Source organism: Catenuloplanes atrovinosus, assembly GCF_031458235.1.
Lineage (GTDB): Bacteria > Actinomycetota > Actinomycetes > Mycobacteriales > Micromonosporaceae > Catenuloplanes > Catenuloplanes atrovinosus.
On sequence record NZ_JAVDYB010000001.1, the window covers coordinates 1417907 to 1439146 of the forward strand.

At 73.6% G+C, this 21240-nt stretch carries 25 protein-coding genes; 16 read left to right on the forward strand and 9 right to left on the reverse strand.

Going from position 1 to position 21240, the window contains the following annotated elements; genetic code table 11:
* The first annotated feature begins 20 nt into the window (after positions 1 to 20).
* Positions 21 to 692 carry a (d)CMP kinase gene (gene cmk, locus J2S41_RS05925; RefSeq protein ID WP_310364054.1) on the forward strand — a complete coding sequence of 224 codons (672 nt, stop codon included), beginning with the start codon at positions 21 to 23 and terminating at the stop codon, positions 690 to 692.
* A complete protein-coding gene (gene der / locus J2S41_RS05930) occupies positions 689 to 2068 on the forward strand; it encodes a ribosome biogenesis GTPase Der (protein ID WP_310364057.1) in 1380 nt (459 codons plus the stop codon). The genes cmk and der overlap by 4 nt, the downstream gene beginning before the upstream one ends.
* 16 nt (positions 2069 to 2084) lie before the next feature.
* On the opposite strand, the gene J2S41_RS05935 is transcribed toward der, so the two are convergent.
* Complete coding sequence (locus tag J2S41_RS05935; protein WP_310364060.1) at positions 2085 to 2987, reverse strand: NADP-dependent oxidoreductase; 903 nt, start codon at positions 2985 to 2987, stop codon at positions 2085 to 2087.
* A 116-nt stretch (positions 2988 to 3103) separates the two neighbouring features.
* Here J2S41_RS05935 and J2S41_RS05940 point away from each other — a divergent pair, with 116 nt between their 5' ends.
* The 3 genes from J2S41_RS05940 to J2S41_RS05950 are packed head-to-tail and all read left to right on the forward strand — an operon-like array spanning position 3104 to position 5164.
* Complete coding sequence (locus J2S41_RS05940; RefSeq protein WP_310364062.1) at positions 3104 to 4330, forward strand: LuxR C-terminal-related transcriptional regulator; 1227 nt, start codon at positions 3104 to 3106, stop codon at positions 4328 to 4330.
* A 32-nt stretch (positions 4331 to 4362) separates the two neighbouring features.
* The gene (locus J2S41_RS05945; protein WP_310364064.1) at positions 4363 to 4593 is read left to right on the forward strand and encodes a helix-turn-helix domain-containing protein; all 231 of its coding nucleotides are present in this window, start codon (positions 4363 to 4365) and stop codon (positions 4591 to 4593) included.
* A complete protein-coding gene (locus J2S41_RS05950) occupies positions 4586 to 5164 on the forward strand; it encodes a Clp protease N-terminal domain-containing protein (RefSeq protein ID WP_310364066.1) in 579 nt (192 codons plus the stop codon). The genes J2S41_RS05945 and J2S41_RS05950 overlap by 8 nt, the downstream gene beginning before the upstream one ends.
* Positions 5165 to 5472: 308 nt before the next feature.
* Here J2S41_RS05950 and J2S41_RS05955 read toward each other — a convergent pair whose 3' ends face one another.
* A complete protein-coding gene (locus J2S41_RS05955) occupies positions 5473 to 5667 on the reverse strand; it encodes a hypothetical protein (protein ID WP_310364069.1) in 195 nt (64 codons plus the stop codon).
* Between the two features lie 341 nt (positions 5668 to 6008).
* On the opposite strand from J2S41_RS05955, the gene J2S41_RS05960 reads away from it, so the two are divergent.
* The 3 genes from J2S41_RS05960 to J2S41_RS05970 all read left to right on the forward strand — a co-directional run bounded on the left by J2S41_RS05960 (position 6009) and on the right by J2S41_RS05970 (position 8067).
* Complete coding sequence (locus J2S41_RS05960) at positions 6009 to 6512, forward strand: hypothetical protein (protein ID WP_310364072.1); 504 nt, start codon at positions 6009 to 6011, stop codon at positions 6510 to 6512.
* A gap of 373 nt (positions 6513 to 6885) precedes the next feature.
* Complete coding sequence (locus tag J2S41_RS05965) at positions 6886 to 7299, forward strand: hypothetical protein (RefSeq protein WP_310364074.1); 414 nt, start codon at positions 6886 to 6888, stop codon at positions 7297 to 7299.
* Between the two features lie 321 nt (positions 7300 to 7620).
* A complete protein-coding gene (locus tag J2S41_RS05970; RefSeq protein ID WP_310364077.1) occupies positions 7621 to 8067 on the forward strand; it encodes a hypothetical protein in 447 nt (148 codons plus the stop codon).
* A 112-nt stretch (positions 8068 to 8179) separates the two neighbouring features.
* On the opposite strand, the gene J2S41_RS05975 is transcribed toward J2S41_RS05970, so the two are convergent.
* Positions 8180 to 8323 carry a hypothetical protein gene (locus J2S41_RS05975; RefSeq protein WP_310364082.1) on the reverse strand — a complete coding sequence of 48 codons (144 nt, stop codon included), beginning with the start codon at positions 8321 to 8323 and terminating at the stop codon, positions 8180 to 8182.
* Between the two features lie 757 nt (positions 8324 to 9080).
* Positions 9081 to 9572 carry an anthrone oxygenase family protein gene (locus J2S41_RS05980; protein WP_310364084.1) on the reverse strand — a complete coding sequence of 164 codons (492 nt, stop codon included), beginning with the start codon at positions 9570 to 9572 and terminating at the stop codon, positions 9081 to 9083.
* Positions 9573 to 9699: 127 nt separating this feature from the next.
* On the opposite strand from J2S41_RS05980, the gene J2S41_RS05985 reads away from it, so the two are divergent.
* The gene (locus tag J2S41_RS05985) at positions 9700 to 10608 is read left to right on the forward strand and encodes a LysR family transcriptional regulator (RefSeq protein WP_310364087.1); all 909 of its coding nucleotides are present in this window, start codon (positions 9700 to 9702) and stop codon (positions 10606 to 10608) included.
* 65 nt (positions 10609 to 10673) lie between these two features.
* Here J2S41_RS05985 and J2S41_RS05990 read toward each other — a convergent pair whose 3' ends face one another.
* Both J2S41_RS05990 and J2S41_RS05995 read right to left on the reverse strand, forming a co-directional pair.
* The gene (locus tag J2S41_RS05990; RefSeq protein ID WP_310364089.1) at positions 10674 to 11789 is read right to left on the reverse strand and encodes a MalY/PatB family protein; all 1116 of its coding nucleotides are present in this window, start codon (positions 11787 to 11789) and stop codon (positions 10674 to 10676) included.
* Positions 11786 to 12280: a DinB family protein gene (locus J2S41_RS05995; RefSeq protein ID WP_310364093.1), complete on the reverse strand. Its 495-nt coding sequence runs from the start codon at positions 12278 to 12280 to the stop codon at positions 11786 to 11788. The genes J2S41_RS05990 and J2S41_RS05995 overlap by 4 nt, the downstream gene beginning before the upstream one ends.
* A gap of 62 nt (positions 12281 to 12342) precedes the next feature.
* Here J2S41_RS05995 and J2S41_RS06000 point away from each other — a divergent pair, with 62 nt between their 5' ends.
* The 3 genes from J2S41_RS06000 to J2S41_RS06010 are packed head-to-tail and all read left to right on the forward strand — an operon-like array spanning position 12343 to position 14805.
* Positions 12343 to 12930 carry a CGNR zinc finger domain-containing protein gene (locus tag J2S41_RS06000; RefSeq protein ID WP_310364096.1) on the forward strand — a complete coding sequence of 196 codons (588 nt, stop codon included), beginning with the start codon at positions 12343 to 12345 and terminating at the stop codon, positions 12928 to 12930.
* Positions 12931 to 12964: 34 nt separating this feature from the next.
* Positions 12965 to 13762 carry a GAF domain-containing protein gene (locus tag J2S41_RS06005; RefSeq protein WP_310364099.1) on the forward strand — a complete coding sequence of 266 codons (798 nt, stop codon included), beginning with the start codon at positions 12965 to 12967 and terminating at the stop codon, positions 13760 to 13762.
* A 14-nt stretch (positions 13763 to 13776) separates the two neighbouring features.
* Complete coding sequence (locus J2S41_RS06010) at positions 13777 to 14805, forward strand: S66 family peptidase (protein WP_310364101.1); 1029 nt, start codon at positions 13777 to 13779, stop codon at positions 14803 to 14805.
* 162 nt (positions 14806 to 14967) lie between these two features.
* Here J2S41_RS06010 and J2S41_RS06015 read toward each other — a convergent pair whose 3' ends face one another.
* The 3 genes from J2S41_RS06015 to J2S41_RS06025 are packed head-to-tail and all read right to left on the reverse strand — an operon-like array spanning position 14968 to position 17498.
* Positions 14968 to 15903, reverse strand: coding sequence for a M56 family metallopeptidase (locus J2S41_RS06015; RefSeq protein WP_310364104.1), 936 nt, complete (start codon positions 15901 to 15903; stop codon positions 14968 to 14970).
* Positions 15900 to 16262, reverse strand: coding sequence for a BlaI/MecI/CopY family transcriptional regulator (locus tag J2S41_RS06020; protein WP_310364105.1), 363 nt, complete (start codon positions 16260 to 16262; stop codon positions 15900 to 15902). Before J2S41_RS06020 ends, J2S41_RS06015 begins: the two co-directional genes overlap by 4 nt.
* 24 nt (positions 16263 to 16286) lie before the next feature.
* A complete protein-coding gene (locus J2S41_RS06025) occupies positions 16287 to 17498 on the reverse strand; it encodes an RNA polymerase sigma factor (RefSeq protein ID WP_310364108.1) in 1212 nt (403 codons plus the stop codon).
* A gap of 281 nt (positions 17499 to 17779) precedes the next feature.
* On the opposite strand from J2S41_RS06025, the gene J2S41_RS06030 reads away from it, so the two are divergent.
* From J2S41_RS06030 to J2S41_RS06045, 4 genes are read left to right on the forward strand one after another with little or no spacing between them, the layout of a single operon-like run.
* Positions 17780 to 17983: a hypothetical protein gene (locus J2S41_RS06030; protein WP_310364111.1), complete on the forward strand. Its 204-nt coding sequence runs from the start codon at positions 17780 to 17782 to the stop codon at positions 17981 to 17983.
* Positions 17984 to 17989: 6 nt separating this feature from the next.
* Positions 17990 to 18511, forward strand: a complete 522-nt coding sequence (locus tag J2S41_RS06035) for a hypothetical protein (RefSeq protein ID WP_310364113.1) — start codon at positions 17990 to 17992, stop codon at positions 18509 to 18511.
* The gene (locus J2S41_RS06040; protein ID WP_310364115.1) at positions 18498 to 20324 is read left to right on the forward strand and encodes a hypothetical protein; all 1827 of its coding nucleotides are present in this window, start codon (positions 18498 to 18500) and stop codon (positions 20322 to 20324) included. The genes J2S41_RS06035 and J2S41_RS06040 overlap by 14 nt, the downstream gene beginning before the upstream one ends.
* 13 nt (positions 20325 to 20337) lie before the next feature.
* Positions 20338 to 21231 (forward strand): hypothetical protein, encoded by an 894-nt coding sequence (locus J2S41_RS06045; protein ID WP_310364118.1) that lies wholly within the window; start codon positions 20338 to 20340, stop codon positions 21229 to 21231.
* Positions 21232 to 21240 lie beyond the last annotated feature (9 nt).

Genomic DNA, 21240 nt, shown 5'->3' on the forward strand with positions numbered 1-21240 from the left:
GCATGGCGAGTGGAGGAACGGTGGAAGAAAACGGGCGATGTGTGGTGGCCGTGGACGGGCCGTCCGGGTCCGGCAAGTCCACCGTGTCGCGGCGGCTGGCGACGGCGCTCGGCGCGCGCTACCTCGACACCGGCGCCATGTACCGGGCCGTGACCTGGGCTGTTCTGCAGTCCGGCGTCGCCGTCGCGGACGCGGAGGCCGTCGCCAAGGTCGCGTCGTCGGTGTCGCTGGAGATCGGTACGGACCCGGCCGCGCCGTTCGTCCGGGTGGACGGCGTCGCGGTCGACGGCCCGATCCGTGGCGCCGAGGTGACCGCGGCCGTGTCCGCCGTGGCCTCGGTCGCGGCCGTGCGGCAGCTCCTCGTCGCGCAGCAGCGCGCGATCATCGCGGACGCCGGCCGGATCGTGGTCGAGGGGCGGGACATCGGCACGGTCGTCGCGCCGGACGCGTCGCTGAAGGTCTACCTGACCGCGTCCGCGGAGGCGCGCGCCCAGCGCCGCAGCCTGGAGAACGCCACGGACGTCGCGGCCACCCAGGCCGACCTGGCCCGCCGGGACCGGATCGACTCCAGCCGTACGGTGGACCCGCTGACCCAGGCCGAGGACGCGGTCGTGCTGGACACCACCGCGATGGGCATCGACGAGGCCGTGGCACGACTCCGGGAACTACTCGATGCGCGGGTGACCGCATGACTGCTGAGGTTGTAGAGGAAATGTCGGACACTACGGTCGTTAACCCCGTCGTCGCGGTGGTCGGCCGTCCCAACGTCGGCAAGTCGACGCTGGTCAACCGCATCATCGGCCGTCGCCAGGCGGTCGTGCAGGACGTGCCGGGCGTGACCCGCGACCGCGTCCCGTACGACGCCGAGTGGCTGGGCCGTCAGTTCACCGTGGTCGACACCGGCGGCTGGGAGCCGGACGCGAAGGACCGCGCCGCCGCCATCGCCGCCCAGGCCGAGGCCGCCATCGCCACCGCGGACGTGGTGCTGTTCGTGGTCGACGCGGTCGTCGGCAGCACGAACGTGGACGAGGCCGCGGTCAAGATGCTGCGCCGCAGCCACAAGCCGGTGATCCTGGTGGCGAACAAGGTCGACAACCAGAACCTGGAGATCGAGGCGACCAGCCTCTGGTCGCTCGGGCTCGGCCAGCCGTACCCGGTCTCCGCGCTGCACGGCCGCGGCTCCGGCGAACTGCTGGACGCGCTGCTCGACGCCATGCCGGACGCGCCGCGCCTGGTCGAGGAGGGCGAGCGCGGCCCCCGCCGCATCGCGCTGGTCGGCCGGCCGAACGTGGGCAAGTCCAGCCTGCTCAACCGGCTGGCCAAGGAGGAGCGCGCGGTCGTCGACTCGGTCGCCGGCACCACGGTCGACCCGGTCGACAGCCTGGTCGAGCTGGGCGGCGAGGTGTGGCAGTTCGTCGACACCGCCGGGCTGCGCAAGCGCGTCGGCCAGGCCAGCGGCACGGAGTACTACGCGTCGCTGCGCACCAACGCCGCGATCGAGGCCGCCGAGGTCGCGGTCGTGCTGCTGGACGCGTCCGAGGTGATCAGCGAGCAGGACCAGCGGATTCTCAGCATGGTCGTCGAGTCCGGGCGCGCGCTGGTCATCGCGTTCAACAAGTGGGACCTGGTCGACGACGACCGCCGCCACTACCTGGAGAAGGAGATCGAGCGCGAGCTGCGCCGCATCCCCTGGGCGGTCCGGGTGAACATCTCCGCGAAGTCCGGCCGCGCGGTCGACAAGCTGGCCCCGGCGATCCGCAAGGCGCTGGCCAGCTGGGAGATGCGGGTGCCGACCGGCCACCTCAACCAGTGGCTGACCGCGCTGACCCAGGCGACGCCGCACCCGGTCCGCGGCGGACGCGCGCCGCGCATCCTGTTCGCGACCCAGCCGGGCGTGGCGCCGCCGCGGTTCGTGCTGTTCACCACGGGACCGCTGGACGCCGGGTACCAGCGGTTCGTGGAGCGGAAGCTGCGCGAGGAGTTCGGCTTCGAGGGCTCGCCGATCGAGATCGCGGTCAAGCCGCGCAAGCAGATCGGCCCCGGCGGGCGCGGCAAGGCGCACGGCTGAGTCGCCGTGCGGCGGCTCAGCCGATCTCGATGGTGAGCCTGCCGTGCGGGTGGCCGCGCTCGCTCTCCGCGTGCGCGGCCGCGGCCTCGGCCAGCGGATATCCGCGGCGGTGCAGAATCCGCACGCCGCGGTCGGTCACCCACCGCGCGAGCTCCTCCAGCATCTCGCGGGTCTGGTCGCCACCGGTGGAGAACGGGACGCCGAACTCGGCGGCGCCCAGGTCCGCGATCGTGATGATCCGGTCGGTGGTGCCGCGCAGCGCGATCGAGCCGGGCAGCATGCCGTACCCGGAGGCGTCGTAGACCGCGTCCACGCCGGCCGGGGTGACCGCGCGGACCCGGTCGATCCAACCGTCGCCGTACTCGACCGGCACCACGCCGAGCGCGCGCAGCTCGTCGTGGTGCCGCGCACCGGCGGTGCCGACCACGGTCACGCCGCGCGCGAGCGCGACCTGGGCCGCGAACCGGCCGGTGGTGCCGCCGGCGCCGTGGATGAGCAGCGTCTCGCCGGGCGCCACCCGCAGCAGCGGGAGGTCGCGGAGCGCGGCCGCGGCCGCGATCGACAGCGAGGCGGCGTCGGCCCAGGACAGTGCGGCCGGCTTGCGCGCGACCGGGCCGGCCAGCGCGTACTCCGCGTACGCGCCGGTGGCCGCCCAGCCGAAGACCTCGTCGCCCGGGCGCAGATCCACGTCCGGGCCGGTCGCGTCGACCACGCCGGCCAGTTCCAGGCCGGGAACGTGCGGGAAGGTGAGCGGCACCAGGTCGCGCAGCATGCCGCTGCGGAACTTCCAGTCGCTCGGGTTCACGCCGGCCGCGCGGACGGCCACCCGCACCTGGCCGGGGCCGGGCTCCGGGACGGGCATCTCGGACAGGGTCAGCACCTCGGGGCCGCCGTACTCGCTGAATGTGATCGCCCGCATGTTGTTCTCCTTCGGTGAGGGCCGTCCGGGCCAGTGAACCCGTCCGATGATCACGGTGACCCCGCTCGAACGAGCGGTACCGGCCAGCCGGACGAGCAGGGCTCTAGCCTTGGGCCATGAACGCGCGCTATCTGCTCGACGTCGTGGAACGGTTGCTGACGGCGCCCAGGACGGAGCTGTATCCGCTGTTCACCGCGGAGCTGGCCACGCTCGTCCCGCATCGGGCCTCGGTCGTCCACACCGGCGACTGCGCCCGTACGCCGCTCGCGACGGCCGGCGACCCGGCGATCACCGAGGCGGTGACCACGGCGGAGGTGCTGCGGCTGCGGACGGCCGGCCCGTCGCCCGCGCTGGTCGACGGCGTGCTGGGCGGTGCCGTACGCCGGCTCGTGCTGCTGTCCGCGGGCGCGTCGCTGCTGGTGGTGGTGCCGGAGCGGGCGGAGCCGCCGGCGGAGGCGCTCGACGTGGCGGCCCGGCTGTGGCGCGTGCTGAGCGTGGACCAGCACCGGCGGGCGACCGAGCAGGCGCCGGGCATGCTGGCCGGGAGCCTGGCCGCGGCGGCGGCGCGCTCGCAGGCGATCGCGGACCTCGGCCAGACCTTCGAGACCACGCTCACGTCGCTGCTGACCGTGCTGCGGTCCGGCCGCCTCCCGGACGCGGTGGCGCGCCGCACCGCGATCGACGTGGCCGCCGAGGCGCTGCTCGACCTGCGTGCCGTGGCCGGCCGGGACCGGGAGGTGTCGTCCGCGCCGGTGAGCGCCGCGTTCGCGGTCCTGGAGGAGCAACTCGCCCACCTGGTGCGGCACACGGAGGTGGAGATCTCGCTGGCCGGGCCGGGTGCGGAGGACCCGGTGCCGCAGGACCTCGCGCATGCGGCCCGCGCGGTGACGCGCGGCCTGGTGCTCGCCGCGATCGCCCGGCCGGGGACCACGCGCGTGCGGGCATCCTGGCGGATCGACGGCCCGGCCCTGCGGATCACGGTCCGCGACGACGACCCGCACGCGGGCGGCGCCGACGGCCCGGCCGCCGAGGTGGCGCGGCGGCTGGCCGCGCTCGGCGGCGGCTGGGAGGCCGACGCGGTGCCCGGGTGGGGGACCACGGTCATCGCGACGCTGCCGCGCACGGCCGTCGCGCCGGCCGACCCCGGCCCGCTCGGCCGGCTGCACCCGCGCGAGCTGGAGGTGCTGGACGGTATCGCGCGCGGGCTCCGCAATCGGGCGATCGCGGACGAACTGCGGCTGAGCGAGCACACGGTCAAGTTCCACGTGCGCAACGTCCTGGAGAAGCTGGGCGTGCGCTCCCGCGGCGAGGCCGCCGCCCTCGCGCATGTCAACCAAGGTTGACGAATGCCGCGCTGTCAACTACGGTTGACAGCATGAGCGAGGGAACGGATCTCGCCACCGCGGCGGCCGGGCCCGACGTACGGGTCGGGCTGCGCGCCACGGTGGCACTGCGAAAACTGGCCGAGCGCCTGGAGGCGCTCCAGGTGGCGAACGCGCGACGGCAGGGCTGGTCGTGGCAGGAGATCGCCGACGCACTGGAGGTCTCCCGGCAGGCCGTGCACAAGAAGCACGCCGGACGGACGAGGGGGAACGGGGATGTTTGAGCGATTCACCGCCGAGGCGCGGGCCATGGTCGTCCAGGCCCAGGTCGAGGCGCGCGAGCTGGGGCACACCGAGATCGGCACCGAGCACGTGCTGCTCGCGCTGCTCGGCGCGGACTCCGGCGAGGCCGGCTACGTGCTGCGCGGCGCCGGCCTCGACCGCGACGGCGTCCGCGCGCGCATCCAGGCGCTGATCGACCAGCCGCCGCTCGGCCCGGAGGACGCGGCCGCGCTGCGCGCCATCGGCATCGACCTGGACGCGGTGCTGGCCCGGATGGACGAGACCTTCGGCAGCCCGCCGGTGCGGCCGGACCCGCGCCCGGAGCCGGGCCGGAAGTGGTGGCAGCTGCCGAAGGGCGGGCACATCCCGTTCGGCGCGCACGCGAAGAAGACGCTCGAGCTGTCGCTGCGCGAGGCACTGGCGCTGCACTCCCGCGAGCTGCGGCCGGAACACATCCTGCTCGGCCTGCTCCGCACGCGCGAAAGCCTGGGCGTGCGCGTGCTGACCGACGCGGGCCTCGACCCCGACGCACTCCGGCAGGACGTGCTCGCCACGCTCCGCAAGGCGGCCTGAGCGGGCCTGGGGCCGGTGCACCGGCCCCACCCGGCTCGCGGCGGCGGCGTCCGGCCGACCGCACCGCTCACGTTCTCGTGCCGCGGGTCCGCGCCGCCGTCGATGCCGACGGTGTCCCGGACCCGCGCGGTGAGCGTGGCGGTGACGTAGGGCGCTCACCGGTTCCCCACGTGTCCCAGCGGCCCACGACATGCGGATTCGGGTCGGCGGGCACGATGCGCTTGCTGATGGACGCGCGCCGGTGTAAGCAGCGCGGCTGAATCCGTTCAGGGCCGTCGCGGCGGGGCGGTGCGCCGCGCGGTCCCTCGCTACGCCTCGGTCAGATCGTCGGGCGCCAGCTCGCGCGTCACCAGCCACGCACCCAACTCGGGAAGGCCGCGCAGCGTCCGCCCGTGCGCCGCCACACTGCCGCCCAGCAGCTCGAACACCCGAATCCGCCGCTCCTCGATCTGAATCCGCCACCGCCGCCCGTCACAATCCAGCGACGTGATCAACACCCGCACCGCGGCAGCGTAACCCGTCCAAAACCCCAAAATCACAATATTTCATCGGTACGCAGCTGCCACTGCCGCCGCCCGGCGGATGCACCCGCCGCCCAGCTCACCCCCGCTCGCCCCACCTCCGCCGGGCGCGGCCCTCAGCCGAAACCGGCCGCGTTCCGGCATGCTCGCCCGGCTCCAGCGCCGGCCGGCGCTGCTGATGCCGCCGGCGGCGGCGCTGCTGTTGCGGCTGGCTGGCGCTGCTGGTGTGGCCGGCGCTGGTGGGCTGGCTGGCGCTGCTGGTGCGGCTGGCTGGCGTTGCTTGCGTTGCTGGTGTGGCCGGCGGCGGCGTTGCTGGTGGGGCTGTGGCGTTGCTGCTGTGGCTGGTCGGCGTTGCTGGTGCGGTCGGCGGCGTTGCTGGTGCGGCCGGCGGCGTTGCTGGTGTGGCCGGCGGCGTTGCTGGTGTGGCTGGCTGTGGTTGCTGGTGCGGTCGGCGGCGGCGTTGCTGGTGTGGCTGGCTGGCGTTGCTGGTGCGCTCGGCGGCGGCGTTGCTGGTGCGGCTGGCGGCGTTGCTGGTGTGGCTGGCTGTGGTTGCTGGGTCGGTCGGCGGCGGCGTTGCTGGTGCGGCTGGCGGCGTTGCTGGTGTGGCTGGCTGTGGTTGCTGGGTCGGTCGGCGGCGGCGTTGCTGGTGCGGCTGGCGGCGTTGCTGGTGTGGCTGGCTGTGGTTGCTGGTGTGGCCGGCGGTGGCGCTGCTGGTGCGGCTGGCTGGGGTTGCGGTGTGGCCGGCGGTGGCGTTGCTGGTGTGGCCGGCTGGCGTTGCTGGTGTGGCCGGTCGGCGACAAGGCGGACGAGTTCGGTGCGCCGGGTAGCTGCCCGGCTGCTCGACCGGCGCCGGGCGGGCCGTCGTCCATTCCCGCCGTGCGGTCGTCGAGCTGCGATGTCGCGGTGCCTGGCCCGCACGTGCGGCCTCGCCCCGCTCCCGCCCGCCCGCCCGAATCTTGCCGTTTGTCCCCACTTACGGATCACCCGCGGGTGTCGGCCGGACCGACCCGATCCGGGTGAATTCTCGGCGGATTCGATCCGGTGCCCGGCAGGCTTTTGGTCAGCTAGGCACGGGTTCGCGCGATGCCTGGCTCGTCGTCGATGTGGTGGATCGTGGCGTTTGTGGCGTGCCGATCCGGGCGTATCGGTCTAGGGTTGACGGCACGGGAAGCAGTCGAGGAGGCGAGCGGGAGGGCTCACGTGGCGATTCGGCCGTGGCATCTGTTCGGCGTTATCGTCGCCTTCGGCGTCGGTCCCGCGGTGTGGATCGGCGGCAGCCTGGTCTCCGAACCGGCCTCCGGCACCACTCCCGCCCCATCGACGTCCTCGACGTCCGCGTCACCGACCCCGTCGGCGAGTTCCACGACCCCGTCCGCCGGTGACACCGCCGCGCCCGCCCCCGGCGCCCCCGCCACCTGGCTCCCGACCGCGGCCCCGCCCCCCAGCGTCGCCCCGACGGCCACGCCCCCCGCGACCCGGCCACCCACCACCGCGCCGAACGGCACCCCCGCCACCCGCACCCCCACGGCCAGCGTCCCGCGCCCGTCCTGGTCGATCATCCTGCCCCCGATCTTCCCCGCCCCCACCACTCCACCCGCCGGCAACACCCCCTGACCCGCGGCGCATCCTGATCACGGCGCGGGCCGGCAACGTCGGACAGCGCCGGCCCGCCTTCGCTCGCCGCGGCCACCTGACGGCGCGGCCGATGCCGTCCCGCTCGCCCGCGGACCGCCTCCCTCGCCGACGCCACTCGGCACCACTCGCGATTCCCCACCTCCCGTCCGCCGACATCGCGGCGGTTGTCGCGCCCTCGTCTGCCGACACCAGGATGATCGCCACGTCCTCGTTCGCCGGTGTCGTGGCGGTTGTCGTGCTGTCGTCTGCTGGGTCGCGGCGATCACCGCACTCCCGTTCGTCGGTGTCGGGGTAATCGCCGTGCTCTCGTTCGTCGGTGTCGGGGTGATTGCCGTGCTCTCGTTTGTCGGTGTCGGGATGATTGCCGTGCTCTCGTTTGTCGGTGTCGGGGTGATTGCCGTGCTCTCGTTTGTCGGTGTCGGGATGATTGCCGTGCTCTCGTTCGTCGGTGTCGGGGTGATTGCCGTGCTCTCGTTTGTCGGTGTCGGGATGATTGCCGTGCTCTCGTTCGTCGGTGTCGCGGTGATTGCCGTGCCCCCGTTCGCCGGTGTCGTGGCGGTTGTCGTGCTGTCGTCTGCCGGTGTCGCGGTGATTGCCGTGCCCCCGTTTGTCGGTGTCGCGGTGATTGCCGCGCCCCCGTTCATCGGTGTCGCCACGATCGCCGCGCCCCCGTTCGTCGGTGTCACGACGATCACCGCACCTCTCGTTCGCTGGCATCAGGAGGCGGTTCCGAACTCGGCCTTGTGAGCGCCCGAAATGTCGGCATCAAGCGTCGAGTGTCGATGCGTAGTGTGACTATGTGAGGCTCAGGCACGTAATTCGGCCCGAATAACGTGCCTGAGCCTCACAAGGTGAGCGATCAAGCGAGATCGCGCGAAAGGTCACCCGCGAGCCGCTCAGCCACGTCGATCGCGGCGGCAACGTGCTTTTCCGCGTCGCGCTCGCCGTCTTTCGTGGTGGCGTGGCCGGACCGGCGGGGGTGTTTCCGCAGGGTGGAGCGCAAGAACTCGACCGGAGCGGAGCGACGCCAACGGAGTCGCAGCCCACGGCGACGCTTGCCCGCGGGAGCATGCGGACCTCGGACCGCGGATGCCGAAGGCTCGTGCCGCAGCGACCACCGGGTCTGGGTCCGGGGCCGTGCCCGAAGCCGGCGCAGTGTCCGCAGGAGCATGTGGACTGCGGCCGACGCCGGAAGCGAGAAGACCGGGGTCCGGGGCTGTCCCCGGAGCCCGGCGCATTGCCCGCGGGCACATAGGGAAGCCGGCCACGCCGGTGCGGAAGCCGGAGCCGTGGACTCCGCAGCCCTCCCCGGAGCCCGGCGCATTGCCCGCGGGGGGATGTGGAATTCGGCCGCGCCGGTCGCCGTGGGTTCGGGGTCCGTTCGGGAGCCCGGTGCGTTGCCCGCGGGGGCATGCGGAACTCGTCCACGCTGGACGCCGTGGGTTCCGGGGCCGTTCGGGAGTCCGGCGCATTGCCCGCGGGGGCATGCGGAACTCGTCCACGCTGGACGCCGTGGGTTCCGGGGCCGTCGGGGAGCCCGGCGCATTGCCCGCGAGGGCATACGCAACCCGGCCAGGCCGGGAGCCGTGGACTCCCGACCGTCCCCAGAGCCCGGTGCATCGCCCGCGGGCACCTGCGGAACCCGGCCACGCCGGAAGCGAGAAAGCCGATGTCCGAAGTGGGCACAGCCGCGGGAAGAGCGCCCTGGGGCCGCCCCGCCGGAACCGGACGATGTGGCTGGGGGCCGGTGGCGTCGGATGCTACGACATCAGGGCCGCGATCAGGACCAATGCGACCGTGAGGGTCGTTGCCACGGTGCGGAGGGCGTGCCAGCGGGCCCAGGGCTGCTCGAACCAGCGGCGGACCGTGCCGGCCTCCGCGTCCGTGGTGGTGGCCAGGTCGACGGCGTCGAGGCGGTTGTTGAGGGGGATGTTGGCGCCGACCGTGATGCCGAAGCCGCCCACGATGTAGAGCAGGGACGCGGCCAGCAGCAGGGAGCCGACGGTGGACCAGCCGTCCTGGAGGCGCAGGATCAGCGCGAGCGGCAGCAGCACCAGCGGGCCGAGGAACGCGACCAGGAACACCGGGTTCACGATCGCCACGTTGATCGACTGCATGGCGCGCAGGTAGCCGGTGTCGCCGAGGCGGCCCAGGCCACGGTTGGTCACGAAGGAGAAGGAGAAGAAGAGGCCGGCGATGAGGGCGGTCAACGTTCCGGCCAGCACCAGGGACACGTCGGCGAGCAGATCCATGACCGAGACGGTACGCGGAGAGCGCGCTCCCGGCGTACCCGCGAAGCGGCTTCGACCGCTATCCGAACGTACCGCTGGATCGATCGACAAGCTTGTCTCCGTCACCGGGGGATAGCAGAATCGGCGGATGGGCGACCGCCGCGAGCCGAGCATCCACCAGCTGCGCCTGCTCCTCGGCCTCGCCACGCACCTCCACTTCGGACGCGCGGCCGAGGCGCTGAAGATCAGCCAGTCCGCGCTCAGCATGCAGATTCGCGCGCTGGAGGACCGGCTCGGCGTCCGGCTGATCGAGCGGACCAGCCGCACCGCGGAGCTGACGACGGCCGGCCGCGCGCTGCTGCCGGTGATCGAGGAGGCGGTGGCCGCGATCGACCGGCTGCTGGCGGCGGCCGCGGCGCGCAGTGCCGACCTCGACCGGGAGCTGATCGTCGGCGCGGTCGACACCGAGGCCGCGATGCCGCACACCGCCGCGATCCTGCGCCGCGTGCAGACCGGCGACCCGCCGATCCGGGTGAGCGTGCGCAGCATCGGGTTCGTCGACCAGATCAGGGCGCTGACCAGCGGCAAGGTAGACGTGGCGTTTCTCCGGCCGCCGCTGCCGCCGGGCATCGAGTCGCTGCACCTGGCCACCGAGCCGCGCGTCGCCTGCCTGTCCGCGGCCGACCCGCTGGCCCGCGCCGGCCGGCCGGTCCCGCTGTCCCGCCTGGCCCGGCACGTGTTCCTGGACGTGCCGGCCGGCGTACCGCGCGACTGGTGGTCGTTCTGGGCGGTCGATCCGCGGCCGGACGGCACGCCGGTCACCTACGGTCCGGTCGTCGGCGACCTGGAGGCGCTGCTCACGGCGGTGGCGGACGGGCGCGGCATCGCGTTCCTGCCCGCGGCCGCGCGCACCGTGTTCGCCCGGCCGGGTGTGGCCTATCTGGACGTCGTCGACCTGCCGCCGGCCACGTCCGCGCTGGCCTGGCTGGCGGAGAATTCGCAGGCGCCGGCGGTCGCGGCGATCCGGGCCGCCGCGTGGAGTCTGCTGAAGGCGTGACCCGCGCCCCGCCACCGCCCGGCGATCCGGACGGTGGCGAGCACCGCTGTCGCGGCCACCGGTTCTCAGATCGCCGCGCTGATTCTGGAGAGCAGTTCGGCCAGCAGGTCCGGGCTGGTGGCGAAGTTGATCCGGATGTGGCCGCGGGTGCCCGGCGAGTACTCCGCGCCGACGCCCAGCTTTACGGCCGCGTGGCGCAGCAGGTGGTCGGCCGGGTCGGGGCCGAACGGGGAGCCGGTGCAGTCCAGCCAGGCCAGGTAGGTGGCCTGCGGCTCGCGGTAGCGGGTGTCCCAGGGCAGGGTCGCGGCCCACTCGGTGATCATGGCGCGGTTCGCGGTGAGCACGGTCATCAGCTCCTCCAGCCATGGGCCGGCCTCGCGCCAGGCGCTGACGGTGGCGACGCGGCCGTGGATGCCGGGCTGGCCGAGGTAGTCCGGCGGCAGCGCCTCCAGTTCCTGCCGCAGCGCGCCGTCCCCGAGGTGGGCGACCGCGCAGCGTACCCCCGCGATGTTGAATGCCTTGGTCGCCGACGTCGCGGTGACCGTGCGGGACGCGGCGTCGGGGGAGAGCGACGCGAACGGGATGTGCCGGTGCGGCGCGAAGACCACGTCGGCGTGGATCTCGTCGGAGAAGACGGTCAGGCCGAGCCGCGCGGCGGCGTCCGCGAGCGCGTCCAACTCGGCACGCGTGAACACGTGGCCGGTCGGGTTGTGCGGGTTGACCAGGACCAGCATGGCGCAGTCGCGCAGGTGTTCCACCGCGTCGAAGTCCGGCGGCGGGGGCACCGGCAGCGGCACGATGTGCCGGCCGGCCCGGGTGATCGAGGCCAGGAACGGCGGGTAGTTCGGCACGTGCACGGCGATGCGGTCGCCGGGCCGGGTCGCGTGCTCGATCGTCACCTGGAGCGTCTGGATGAGATCGGTGAAGACGCGGGTACGGCCGGGCGCGGGCGTCCAGCCGTGCCGCGCCGCCATCCGCTCCTCGAACGCGGCGATCACCGGGTCGCCGGCCGGCCAGTGCGGATAGCCGAGGTCGGTGAGCTCCGCCAGCCGGCGCAGGATCACCGGCGCGGGGGTGAAGTCCATGTCCGCGACCCACGCGCCGAGCACGCCCTCCGGCAGCGAGCCCCACTTGACGCCGTGGCCGGCCCGCAGCCGCGCCTGATCGACGGAGAAGCTCATGCCGTCTCCCCTTCCCGGACGAGGACGAGCGCGTCACGGAGGATCTCCATCTGGCCGTGGTGCTGCGCCAGCTCCTCCAGCACGTGCAGCAGCGCGCCGCCGCGGGTGAGCGTGCGCGGCGGCCCGGCGTACGAGGCCGGGGGAGTGTCCCGCAGCGGCGCGGCCCCGTCCAGCCCGGACGCGTCGGACGCGAGCCGGTCGCGCAGCGCGCGCACCTCCGCCAGCAGCGGCGCGACCGGCCCGGACGCGGTGAACTCCGCGTCCCGGTCCCGGCTCACCGGCCGGCCGGCGACCAGCGCGCCGGACCAGTAGTCGGCGACGCCCACACAGTGCGTGAGCAGCGCGTACGGCGTGTTGGCGCCGGGCAGTGGCGCGCGGTTGGCCAGCTCGTCGCCGAGCTGGGCCACGATCGCGGCCATGCCGTCCAGCGCCCGCCCGGCGAAATACAGATAGTCGTCCCCGGATATCAACGCGACCTCCTTCGTCGTCACCTGCTGAGGGGGTGACGGCAAGAACCATTGCGCGGGTCTGCGTCACCTGTCAAGGTGGTGACGTGGAGTTCGTGTTCATCGGCGGCAACCTGGCGCTCGACCTGCTCGGCACGCTCAAATGGCGCCGCACCGCCCCGGAGGAGTTCCTGCGCACCCCGGCGGACGCGGCCCGCTGGGCGGTCGAGTCCGGCGTGGTCACCGTCGCCCCGCGGGTCACCGAGGCCGAGCTGGAGTCGCTCCGCGCGCTGCGCGAGACCATCTACCGCCTGGTCACCGGCCCTTCGGCGGCGCGCGCCGACGTGGCCGCGCTCAACGCCGCCGCGGCCGGCCCGCGCGTCGAGACCACGCTCACCGCCGCGGGCGCCCGGCGCACCGGCGGCGTCGCCGCGGTCGCGGCCGACGTGGCCACCGCCGCGATCACGCTGCTCGGCGACGTGCGCACCGGGCGGGAGACGCGGTTGCGCGAGTGCGAGCGCCCGGACTGCACGCGCCTCTTCCTGGACCGGTCCCGGGGGCGTACCCGCTCCTGGTGCGGGATGGCCGAGTGCGGCAACCGGGTCAAGGCCGCGGAGTACCGCGCGCGCAAGGCCGCGGTCCGGACGTCCCGACGGACCGCGAGTCCGTCGGCACCGGGAGACCGCGTGGCGTGATAGGGAATCCCCCGACCGATCGAGGAGCAGCGCCGTGAGCACTTCCGTCGCCGGTGTCGACGCGCGGCTGGCCGCCGTCTACCGCTACGAGATCCTGGACACCCCACGGGACGGTACGTTCGAGGGCTTCGCCCGCATCGCGGCGCGGCAGTTCCGGGTGCCGATCGCGACCGTGACCATCGTGGACGCCGATCGCGTCTGGTTCGCCGCCGCCGAGGGCCTGCCCGGCGTCACCCAGATCGGCACCGAGCCGGGCCTGTGCGCGTCCGCCGTGCTGCGCGCCGGACCGTACGTGGTGAACGACGCGCTGGTCGACCCGCGCACCATGGAGCACCCGCTGGTTCGCGGCGAGCTCGGGCTGCGCTTCTACGCCGCCGCGCCGATCACCACCCGGGACGGCCACCGCCTCGGCACGGTCAACGTGATCGACTCCGCCGCCCGGGACGTGTCCGACGACGAGACCGCGCTGCTCACCGAGCTGGCCGGCCTGGTCGCCCAGCACCTCGAACTGCGCCTGGCCACGCTGCTCGCGGTCCGGGCCGAGCAGGAACTGCGCCGGGACGCGGACGCGCGCGCCGCCGCCTCCGCCGAACTGGTGCAGCGCATGCGCACGGCCGGCGCGGTGCAGCGCGTCGCCGGCACGCCCCCGGACACCTGCCAGCTCGGCGGCCCCGCCGGCTGCACCGCGCCGGCCGAGCTGAAGGTCGCCGACACGTGGGGCGACCACGCCTGGGGCTGCCAGCGCCACGTCGAGGAGATCCTCACCCACGCCTCCTCGGTCTTCCTGGCCAGCCAGGAGCTGAACGGGCTGGCGGGCTATCGCGGCCGTTAGGCACGATGGACCGCATGGGCATCAGGTACCCCGCGCCGCTGCGGCCCGGCGACCGGATCGGCGTCACGGCCCCGTCCAGCGGCGTCCCGGCCGACCTCGCCGGCCGCCTCACCCACGCGATCCGCACGGTCGAGCGGCGCGGCTACGAGGTGGTCGTCGGCGACTGCATGGACGGCACCCGGCACGTCAGCGCGCCCGCCGCCGACCGCGCCCGCGAGCTGATGGCGATGCTGACCGACCCGTCGATCAAGGCCGTCGCCCCGCCCTGGGGCGGCGAGACCGCGATCGACCTGCTGCCCCTGCTCGACTGGGACACGCTCGCCGACGCCGCCCCCACCTGGTTCGTCGGCTACTCCGACCTCTCCACGATCATGACCCCGTTGACGCTGCTCACCGGCGTCGCGACCGTCCACGGCAACAACCTGATGGACACGCCCTACCGTCCCCCCGCGGGCCTGCTCTCCTGGCTCGACGTGGTCACGATGACCCCCGGCACCACCTTCACCCAGACCCCGCCCGGCCGGTACCGCACCGCCGGCCAGGACGACTGGGAGACGGACCCCGAGGCCGACACACTGACGCTGGACGGCACCGGCCGCTGGACCCGCCTCGACGCCGGCACCGGTGACCTCAAGGTCTCCGGCCGGCTGATCGGCGGCTGCATCGAAACGCTGTGCAACCTGACCGGCACCGTCTACGGCGACATCGCCGGCTTCGCCCGCGCCTACGCCCCCGACGGCCTGCTCATCTACCTGGAAGCCGCGGAGGGCGAGGCCGGCACCATCTGCCGCGCACTGCACGGCATGCGCCTCGCCGGCTTCTTCACCGGCGCCAACGCCGTCCTCATCGGCCGCACCGCCGCCCCACCCTCCCCCTGGCTCACCCAGCACGACGCCGTCCGCGACGCCCTCGGCGGTCTCGACATCCCCATCATCGCGGACGTCGAATGCGGCCACGTCCCGCCGTACCTCCCGCTGATCAACGGCGCCCAGGCCACGGTCCGCCTCACCGACTCGGTCCAGGAGATCACCCAAACCCTGTAGATCTACCCGCTTCCGGCGTGGCCGCTGCCCGCATGCTCGGAGCGGGCACCGGTCGTCGCTGGCGCTCCTCCCTGCCGGTCCCGTCGCCGGTCCCGCCAGCCGCCAGCGGGCCGCCGAGCGCGGTCGGCGCATCTGGGACGCCGGTATCGGTCGCGCGCCGAACTACGGGAGCCAGGCGGTGGCGAAGATGACGAAATCGGAGGCGGCGACCGCGTCGGAGAGGATGAAGGTGAGGCTGAGCAGCGTGAGGGCGATCAGGCCGGCGCGGGTGCGGCGGGTGGCCGTGGCCGGGTCCTGCATCGCCTGGACGCGGCCGAGGGCGTGACCGCGGCCTCCGCCGTGCATGCCGGTCACGGTCGGCTTGCCGGCCGCGGTGGGGGAGGAGAGCGCGGTGGGGTGGTCGAGCGTGGCGAGCGCGGCCTTGGCGACGCTGCGGGCGGTCAGGTGGCGGTCGCCGACCTCGGCGGCGGCGTCCTCGTCGGCCCAGCGTTCGACCAGGTAGGAGACCGAATCCCGGACCGGCGTCAGGATGGGGTTGAGCGCGGCGGCGGTGGACGCGGCGGCGGCGATCCGGTGGTGGCGCCGGGACAGGTGCGAGCGCTCGTGGGCCAGGACCACGCGGCGCTCGTCCGGCGTGAGCAGGCGGATCATGCCGGTGGTGAGCAGCACGTGGCCGGGGCGGCCGGGGACCGCGACGGCGAACGGGGCGGACCAGTCGGCGATCACCACGCCGTCGTCGCCGGGGTGGCCGGTCTCGCGCAGCCGGCGGTGGACGGCCTCGCGGCGGCGGACGTCGAGCCCGTACCGGATCAGCGCGACCATCAGCAGCACGATCGCGGTGATCGCGACGGCGTCCGGGACCGGCTCGGGCAGGCGGGGACGGCCCGGCTCGTTGTGCGCGACCAGCGGCGGCGGAAGGTCGTCGAGCAGCGTGGCGACCAGCAGCACCAGCGACGCGGTGGACGTCAGGCCCGCGGTCAGCGCCGCGCCGGCCAGCGCGCGTGCCGTGGCCGCGGGCGCGGAGCCGGCCGCGATCGGGCGGGCCAGCAGCGCGAGCGCGGCGGACAACACGATCGGGACGTAGACCCACACGGTCACGGCCGGTCCGCCTCCAGGAACGCGCGCAGCGCCGCCGCGTCCGCGTCGTCGAGCGTGGCCGCGAACTGTTGCAGCACCCGCTCGCGGTCCGGGCGCCCGGTCAGCGTGGCGCGCATCGTCTCGGCCGCGAACGCGGCCTCGTCCTTGGCCGGCCAGTACACGTGGCCGCGGCCGGCCGGCCGCCGCACCAGGCGGCCCTTGTCGTGCAGCCGGCCCAGGATCGTGAGCACCGTGTTGTACGCCAGCGTGCTCCCCAGCGCGGCCTGCACCTCCGCCGGCGTCAGCGCGCGCTCGGCCGCCCAGAGCGCGGCCATCACCTCCGCCTCCAGCGCGCCCGGCGCCCGTCGTCCCTCACTCACGATGTCTACCTCCCCAGGTTCCGCTCACTCTAGCGCTGCCACCGCGTCCCGCTGCCGGTGCAGGAACGCCCGGGCCGGACCGTTCTCGGTGCGGGAGATCGCCTCGTCGTACGCCGCGACCGCCTCCCCGTTCCGCCCGAGCCGGCGCAGCAGGTCCGCCCGTACCGCGTGAAAGAGCTGATAATCGGCGAGCGGCAGGGCGTCGACCAGCGCCAGCGCCGCCTCCGGCCCGTCGACCTCGGCCACCGCGACCGCCCGGTTGAGCTCCGCCACCGGGCCCGGCGCGACCACCAGCAGCTGGTCGTAGAGCGCCACCACCTGCGCCCAGTCCGTCTCCGCCGCGGTGTGCACCGCGTTGATCGCGGCCTGGATCTGGTACGTACCCGGCCGACCCGCCCGCAGGCAGGCCCGCACGAGGTGCTTACCCTCCGCCACCAGCGCCCGATCCCACAGACTCCGGTCCTGGTCGCGCAGCAGCACCACCTCGCCGTCCGGGCCGACCCGGGCCGGGCGGCGCGCCTCGGCGAGCAGCATCAGTGCGAGCAGCCCCGCCGCCTCGGGCTCGTGCGGGAGCAGCGTGACCAGCAGCCGCCCCAGCCGGATCGCCTCCGCGCACAGGTCGTCGCGGGTGAGCGCGTCGCCGGCGGTCGCGGCGTACCCCTCGTTGAATATGAGATAGATCGTCGCCAGTACGGCGTCGAGGCGCTCCGGCAGCTCGCCGCCCTCCGGAATCCGGTACGGGATGCGGGCGTCCCGGATCTTCGCCTTCGCGCGGGCGAGGCGCTGCGCCATCGTGGCCTCGGAGGTGAGGAACGCGCGCGCGATCTCGGCGGTGGTCAGGCCGCCGATCAGGCGCAACGTGAGCGCGACGCGGGCGGGCAGGTTGAGCGCGGGGTGGCAGCAGGTGAAGATCAGGCGGAGGCGGTCGTCGCCGTACTCGTCGTCGGCGAGCGAGTCGGTGTCGGCCATCGCCGGGGGCTCGTGCAGCCGGGCCAGCTTCTCCCGGCCCACCGCCTCCCGGCGAAGCCGGTCGATGGCCCGGTTGCGCGCGGCCGTGATGATCCAGCCGGCCGGGCTGGGCGGCGGACCGTGCTCCGCCCATCGGCGGGCGGCGGCGAGGAACGCGTCCTGGACGACGTCCTCGGCGAGGTCCAGATCGCCGTAGGCGCGGGCGAGCACGGAAACGGCGCGTCCGTACTCGGCGCGGTAGATCGCGTCGAGCTCCTTCTTGCTCACGAAGGCGACTTTTCCAGGGCCGGACTGAGAGGTAGCTGCGAGGGGCCCGTTCCGTAGGGAGAGCGCGGCGACCCACCGGGCGAGATCTCGGCATGGGGCGAACCGCGATTCGTGCTTCGGCTCCGTACGGCGGATGCGGTACCCGGCCCGTTCCCGTACGTGAGCGAGCTGACCTGCCATTTGACGTATCAGGCAGACGATTTTCCGCCCCGTCTCGCGGACTCTGGGTGAGCAGCACGGCAATTCTGCCGGGTGCGGCTCAACAGAAGGAGAGACACCCCATGGAAGACCTCATCGCAATGGTGGTCGCGCCGGTCGTGGGATTCGCGACACGGGCGGCCGTCAAGAAGGGCATCGCCGTCCTCAAGGCGCGGGGGGTGGCGGTCCAGCCCTGGGTGGAGACGATAGCGCCGTCGATCGCCGGCGGGTTGGCCAGCCTCGGAGCCGCCGCCGGTTCCGCCCCGCCGGTCGACTACGGGCGGTGAGCCGGCATGCCTGTGGTCGGACCCGATGTCTTCACCACCGTCCCGCTGATCTACGACAGTGACGATCGCGGTTTCGCCGGTCCTGCCGACATGGACGGACCGGTCGTCGGCACCCTGCGCTTCCGGCTGCGCCCGGGCGGCGAGCTCGACCTCGAGTTCGCCCTCGAGTACGGGCATCCGAACATCCGCTACGACGTGGCGCTGACCGCCGGCGCGTCGCATGACCTCGGCTCGGGGTGGGTTCAGGTCGGCATTCTGACCACCGGCCCGGACGGCCGGGGGTCGGCGGCGATCAGCGTCCCGCCGGGAGTGCTGAGGCAGCCGCCGTTCGGCCCCGGCTCGCGCACCGACCACGTCGACATCATCGAGTTCGGCAAGCTCTTCACCGCCGGTGCGTTCGCGGCCGGCGCCGTCAACTACGTCGTCTGCCCCGGTGACGTGCGGCCGCGCGACGCCGCGATCGAGCACCGCGGCACGGGCGACCCCACCATCACCTCACGAGAGGAGACCGACCATGCCTCCGACTGACCTGACCACCCCGATCGCCGCGGAGAACCTGGCCCTCTTCGGCCCCGGCACCCCGGGCAAGGCCGCCCGGCTGAATTACGACGTACCGCTGCCCGGCGTCTACTCCTGGGACCGGATCTCGGAGATCGAGATGCCTGCCGAGTGGTTCACCGCGAGCGCCGCCGAGGCCGGCACCTCGCTGGTCGAGATGGGCGTGGTGAAGGGCAGCGAGGGCAGGCTGACCGCCGTCGACCGCGGCCTGCTGGCCAAGTATTTCCGGGCGATGATGCCGCCGGCGGCCCGGCCGTCGTTGCGGCTGGTCGCCGAGGTCGGCGGCGAGGTGGCCCCGCAGGTGCAGAAACCGCCGGGGAGGACCGCCGTCACGGCGACCGGCGATCTGCGGGGCATGCAGGAGCGGGCCCTCACGCTGAACGTGCCGGTCGACGTGGACATCGAACGGATCCGCGTCGACTCGTACATCGGCAAGCTGGCCGACAAGGAGGCCGCGCTGGACGCCGCGCAGAAGCGGACGATCGTCCTCCCGGCCCCGGGGATCGGCGCCAGTGTCCGGCCGATCGAGGCCGACCCGCTCGCGCCGGCCACGCCGCGGTTCGCGCTGGTGGAGACGTGGGAACTGCGGTCCTTCCTCGGCGACTACGGCCTGGGCCGGACGCTGCAGACCTTCTCGCTGCTGCCCGGTGAGCGGACCACGGTAACCACGCAGACGTGGCGGACCGACTCGGCGACCCGCGAGGACGCCACCTCGATCTTCGACTCGTCCGACTCGTCGGCGCAGACGCGGTTCACCTCGGCCCTGAGCAACGAGACCGGGGCCGCGTTCCAGGACCAGGGCGGCTGGGCGATGTCAGTGTCCACCTCTGCGGCGGCCGGCTTCAACGTCGGCGTCGTGCACGGCAAGTTCGACCTGCAGACCGGGTTCGCCGCCAACCACCAGGAAGCCAGCCAACGCTGGAGCAACCAGGTCGCCACGGCGACGGCCGAGCACGCCGCCCAGGTCAACAACTCCCGGCGGCAGAGCGTCGAGTCGGTGGCGGCGGAGTCGTCCGCGGCCGGCTCGTCCACCACCACGGTGCGGGAGATCGCCAACACCAACCTGCGCCGGGTGCTCAACTTCGTCTTCCGCGAGCTCAACCAGACGTACGAGACGTACGTGGTGCTGCGCGACATCAAGGTGGCCTTCTTCAACGGGCGGCCCGGCTCCGCCGAGATCGTGCCGCTGGCCGACCTGGGCCGGTTGCTGCGCCGGCAGCTGCGTGACGACGCGCAACTGCGGGACCGGGTAGCCCGATGGATCTTGTCGGCCTGCGCGCAGCGGATCGACTACGCCACCGAGACCAAGACGACGCTGCAGGTCGGCACCAACCCGACCGGTGTCGAGTACGACTGGAACCCGGCCACCGTCGACGCCCAGGGTGAGCTGGTGTTCCCCGGCGACGTGCTGCAGTCGACGGTCCGGTGGCGGTTCATGCCCGGCGTCCGGTCCAAGGCGCCGCACGCCGTCGACGGGGTGATCATGAGCCGGACCAGCATCGTCCTGCGCACCGACAACCTGGTCGTCGAGGCGCTGCTCGGGCAGGCGGACGCCCTGGACCCGTACGCGTCGGCGCTGCAGGCGATCGACCTGGCCGACCGGCAGTCGCAGATCAAGGCCCGGGACGTGGAGACCCGGCGGACCGTCGACGCGCTGGAACTGGTGGCCGCGCAGGCCGCCACCGAGCGGATCGCGGCTTGGCAGAAGCTGTTCCCGGACGAGCCGGAGATTCAGGTGGTCCCGGTCGCCTCGGTGGAGACCAACGGCAAGGTCGACCCCTGACAGGAGGCCCGTCATGGGTGCGGAGACAGCAGTCACCGCCACGCCCACCAGCGGTCCGTACCAGCGGGTCATCGTCTTCGACGAGAGCGAGGCCGAGCCGATCGTGGCCGACGTCGTGGTCTTCGACGACGCTGAGGTCGCCCCGATCGTCGGCGGCATCCGGCCCAGCCCGTACGACGCGGTCGTCGCGTTCAGCGACGCCGAAGGGCTGACCATCGGGGCGGCCCCGGACGCGGCAGCACTCGCCCGCCAGATGGACCGGGCCACCTCCGACCCGGTGGTCGTGACCACCGGGCCGGAAGACCGGCCGGACTGGTGGCCAGGCGCCACCAACGGCATCTCGTTCGAGCTGCACGACGCCTGGCAGCTACCGCCGCCGGACGGCGTCCGGGCCGAGTTGCCACTGCCCCAGACGCAGGTGCTGAGCTGGCTGCAGCATCACCGCTCGGAAATCCGCGGAGCCGCTCGCGAGTTCCGGGTCGACCCACGGGCGATCGCCGGTGCGATCGCCTGGGAGGCGCTGCAGAACGCGCGCACGGTGTCGCTGCGCTCGGTCGGCCCGGGCAAGGTGCACGTGGACGCCGACGTAGTGACACAGACCGAGCAGACAGGCCTGCTGCCCGTCCGGACGTCGGCGCAGCGGCGCGAGCTGCTGCGCCGCCCCGGCCAGGCGATCCGCTACATCGCCGCGATCATGTCGGCGAAGGCGGCGATCGCGGAGGCGTTCGGCTACTCGATGCGCGACCGCCCGGACCTGCTGACCAACGAGTACGTGGCACGCAGCCTGACCGAGTGGACCGACCACCTGACCGAGCGCCCGGCCGGTGACCTGGTCGCCGCCGAGGACATGGCCTTGTGGACCCGGGCACACCTGCGGTATCTCGAAAGAGGCGTCGGCACCCGATAGCCGCCGGAC

Excerpts from the sequence above, each read along its gene's own strand:
- der (WP_310364057.1), top strand. The coding sequence starts at position 689 with ATGACTGCTGAGGTTGTAGAGGAAATGTCGGACACTACGGTCGTTAAC.
- J2S41_RS05935 (WP_310364060.1), bottom strand. The coding sequence starts at position 2,987 with ATGCGGGCGATCACATTCAGCGAGTACGGCGGCCCCGAGGTGCTGACC.
- J2S41_RS05940 (WP_310364062.1), top strand. The coding sequence starts at position 3,104 with ATGAACGCGCGCTATCTGCTCGACGTCGTGGAACGGTTGCTGACGGCG.
- J2S41_RS05945 (WP_310364064.1), top strand. The coding sequence starts at position 4,363 with ATGAGCGAGGGAACGGATCTCGCCACCGCGGCGGCCGGGCCCGACGTA.
- J2S41_RS05950 (WP_310364066.1), top strand. The coding sequence starts at position 4,586 with ATGTTTGAGCGATTCACCGCCGAGGCGCGGGCCATGGTCGTCCAGGCC.
- J2S41_RS05980 (WP_310364084.1), bottom strand. The coding sequence starts at position 9,572 with ATGGATCTGCTCGCCGACGTGTCCCTGGTGCTGGCCGGAACGTTGACC.
- J2S41_RS05985 (WP_310364087.1), top strand. The coding sequence starts at position 9,700 with ATGGGCGACCGCCGCGAGCCGAGCATCCACCAGCTGCGCCTGCTCCTC.
- J2S41_RS05990 (WP_310364089.1), bottom strand. The coding sequence starts at position 11,789 with ATGAGCTTCTCCGTCGATCAGGCGCGGCTGCGGGCCGGCCACGGCGTC.
- J2S41_RS06010 (WP_310364101.1), top strand. The coding sequence starts at position 13,777 with ATGGGCATCAGGTACCCCGCGCCGCTGCGGCCCGGCGACCGGATCGGC.
- J2S41_RS06030 (WP_310364111.1), top strand. The coding sequence starts at position 17,780 with ATGGAAGACCTCATCGCAATGGTGGTCGCGCCGGTCGTGGGATTCGCG.
- J2S41_RS06035 (WP_310364113.1), top strand. The coding sequence starts at position 17,990 with ATGCCTGTGGTCGGACCCGATGTCTTCACCACCGTCCCGCTGATCTAC.
- J2S41_RS06040 (WP_310364115.1), top strand. The coding sequence starts at position 18,498 with ATGCCTCCGACTGACCTGACCACCCCGATCGCCGCGGAGAACCTGGCC.
- J2S41_RS06045 (WP_310364118.1), top strand. The coding sequence starts at position 20,338 with ATGGGTGCGGAGACAGCAGTCACCGCCACGCCCACCAGCGGTCCGTAC.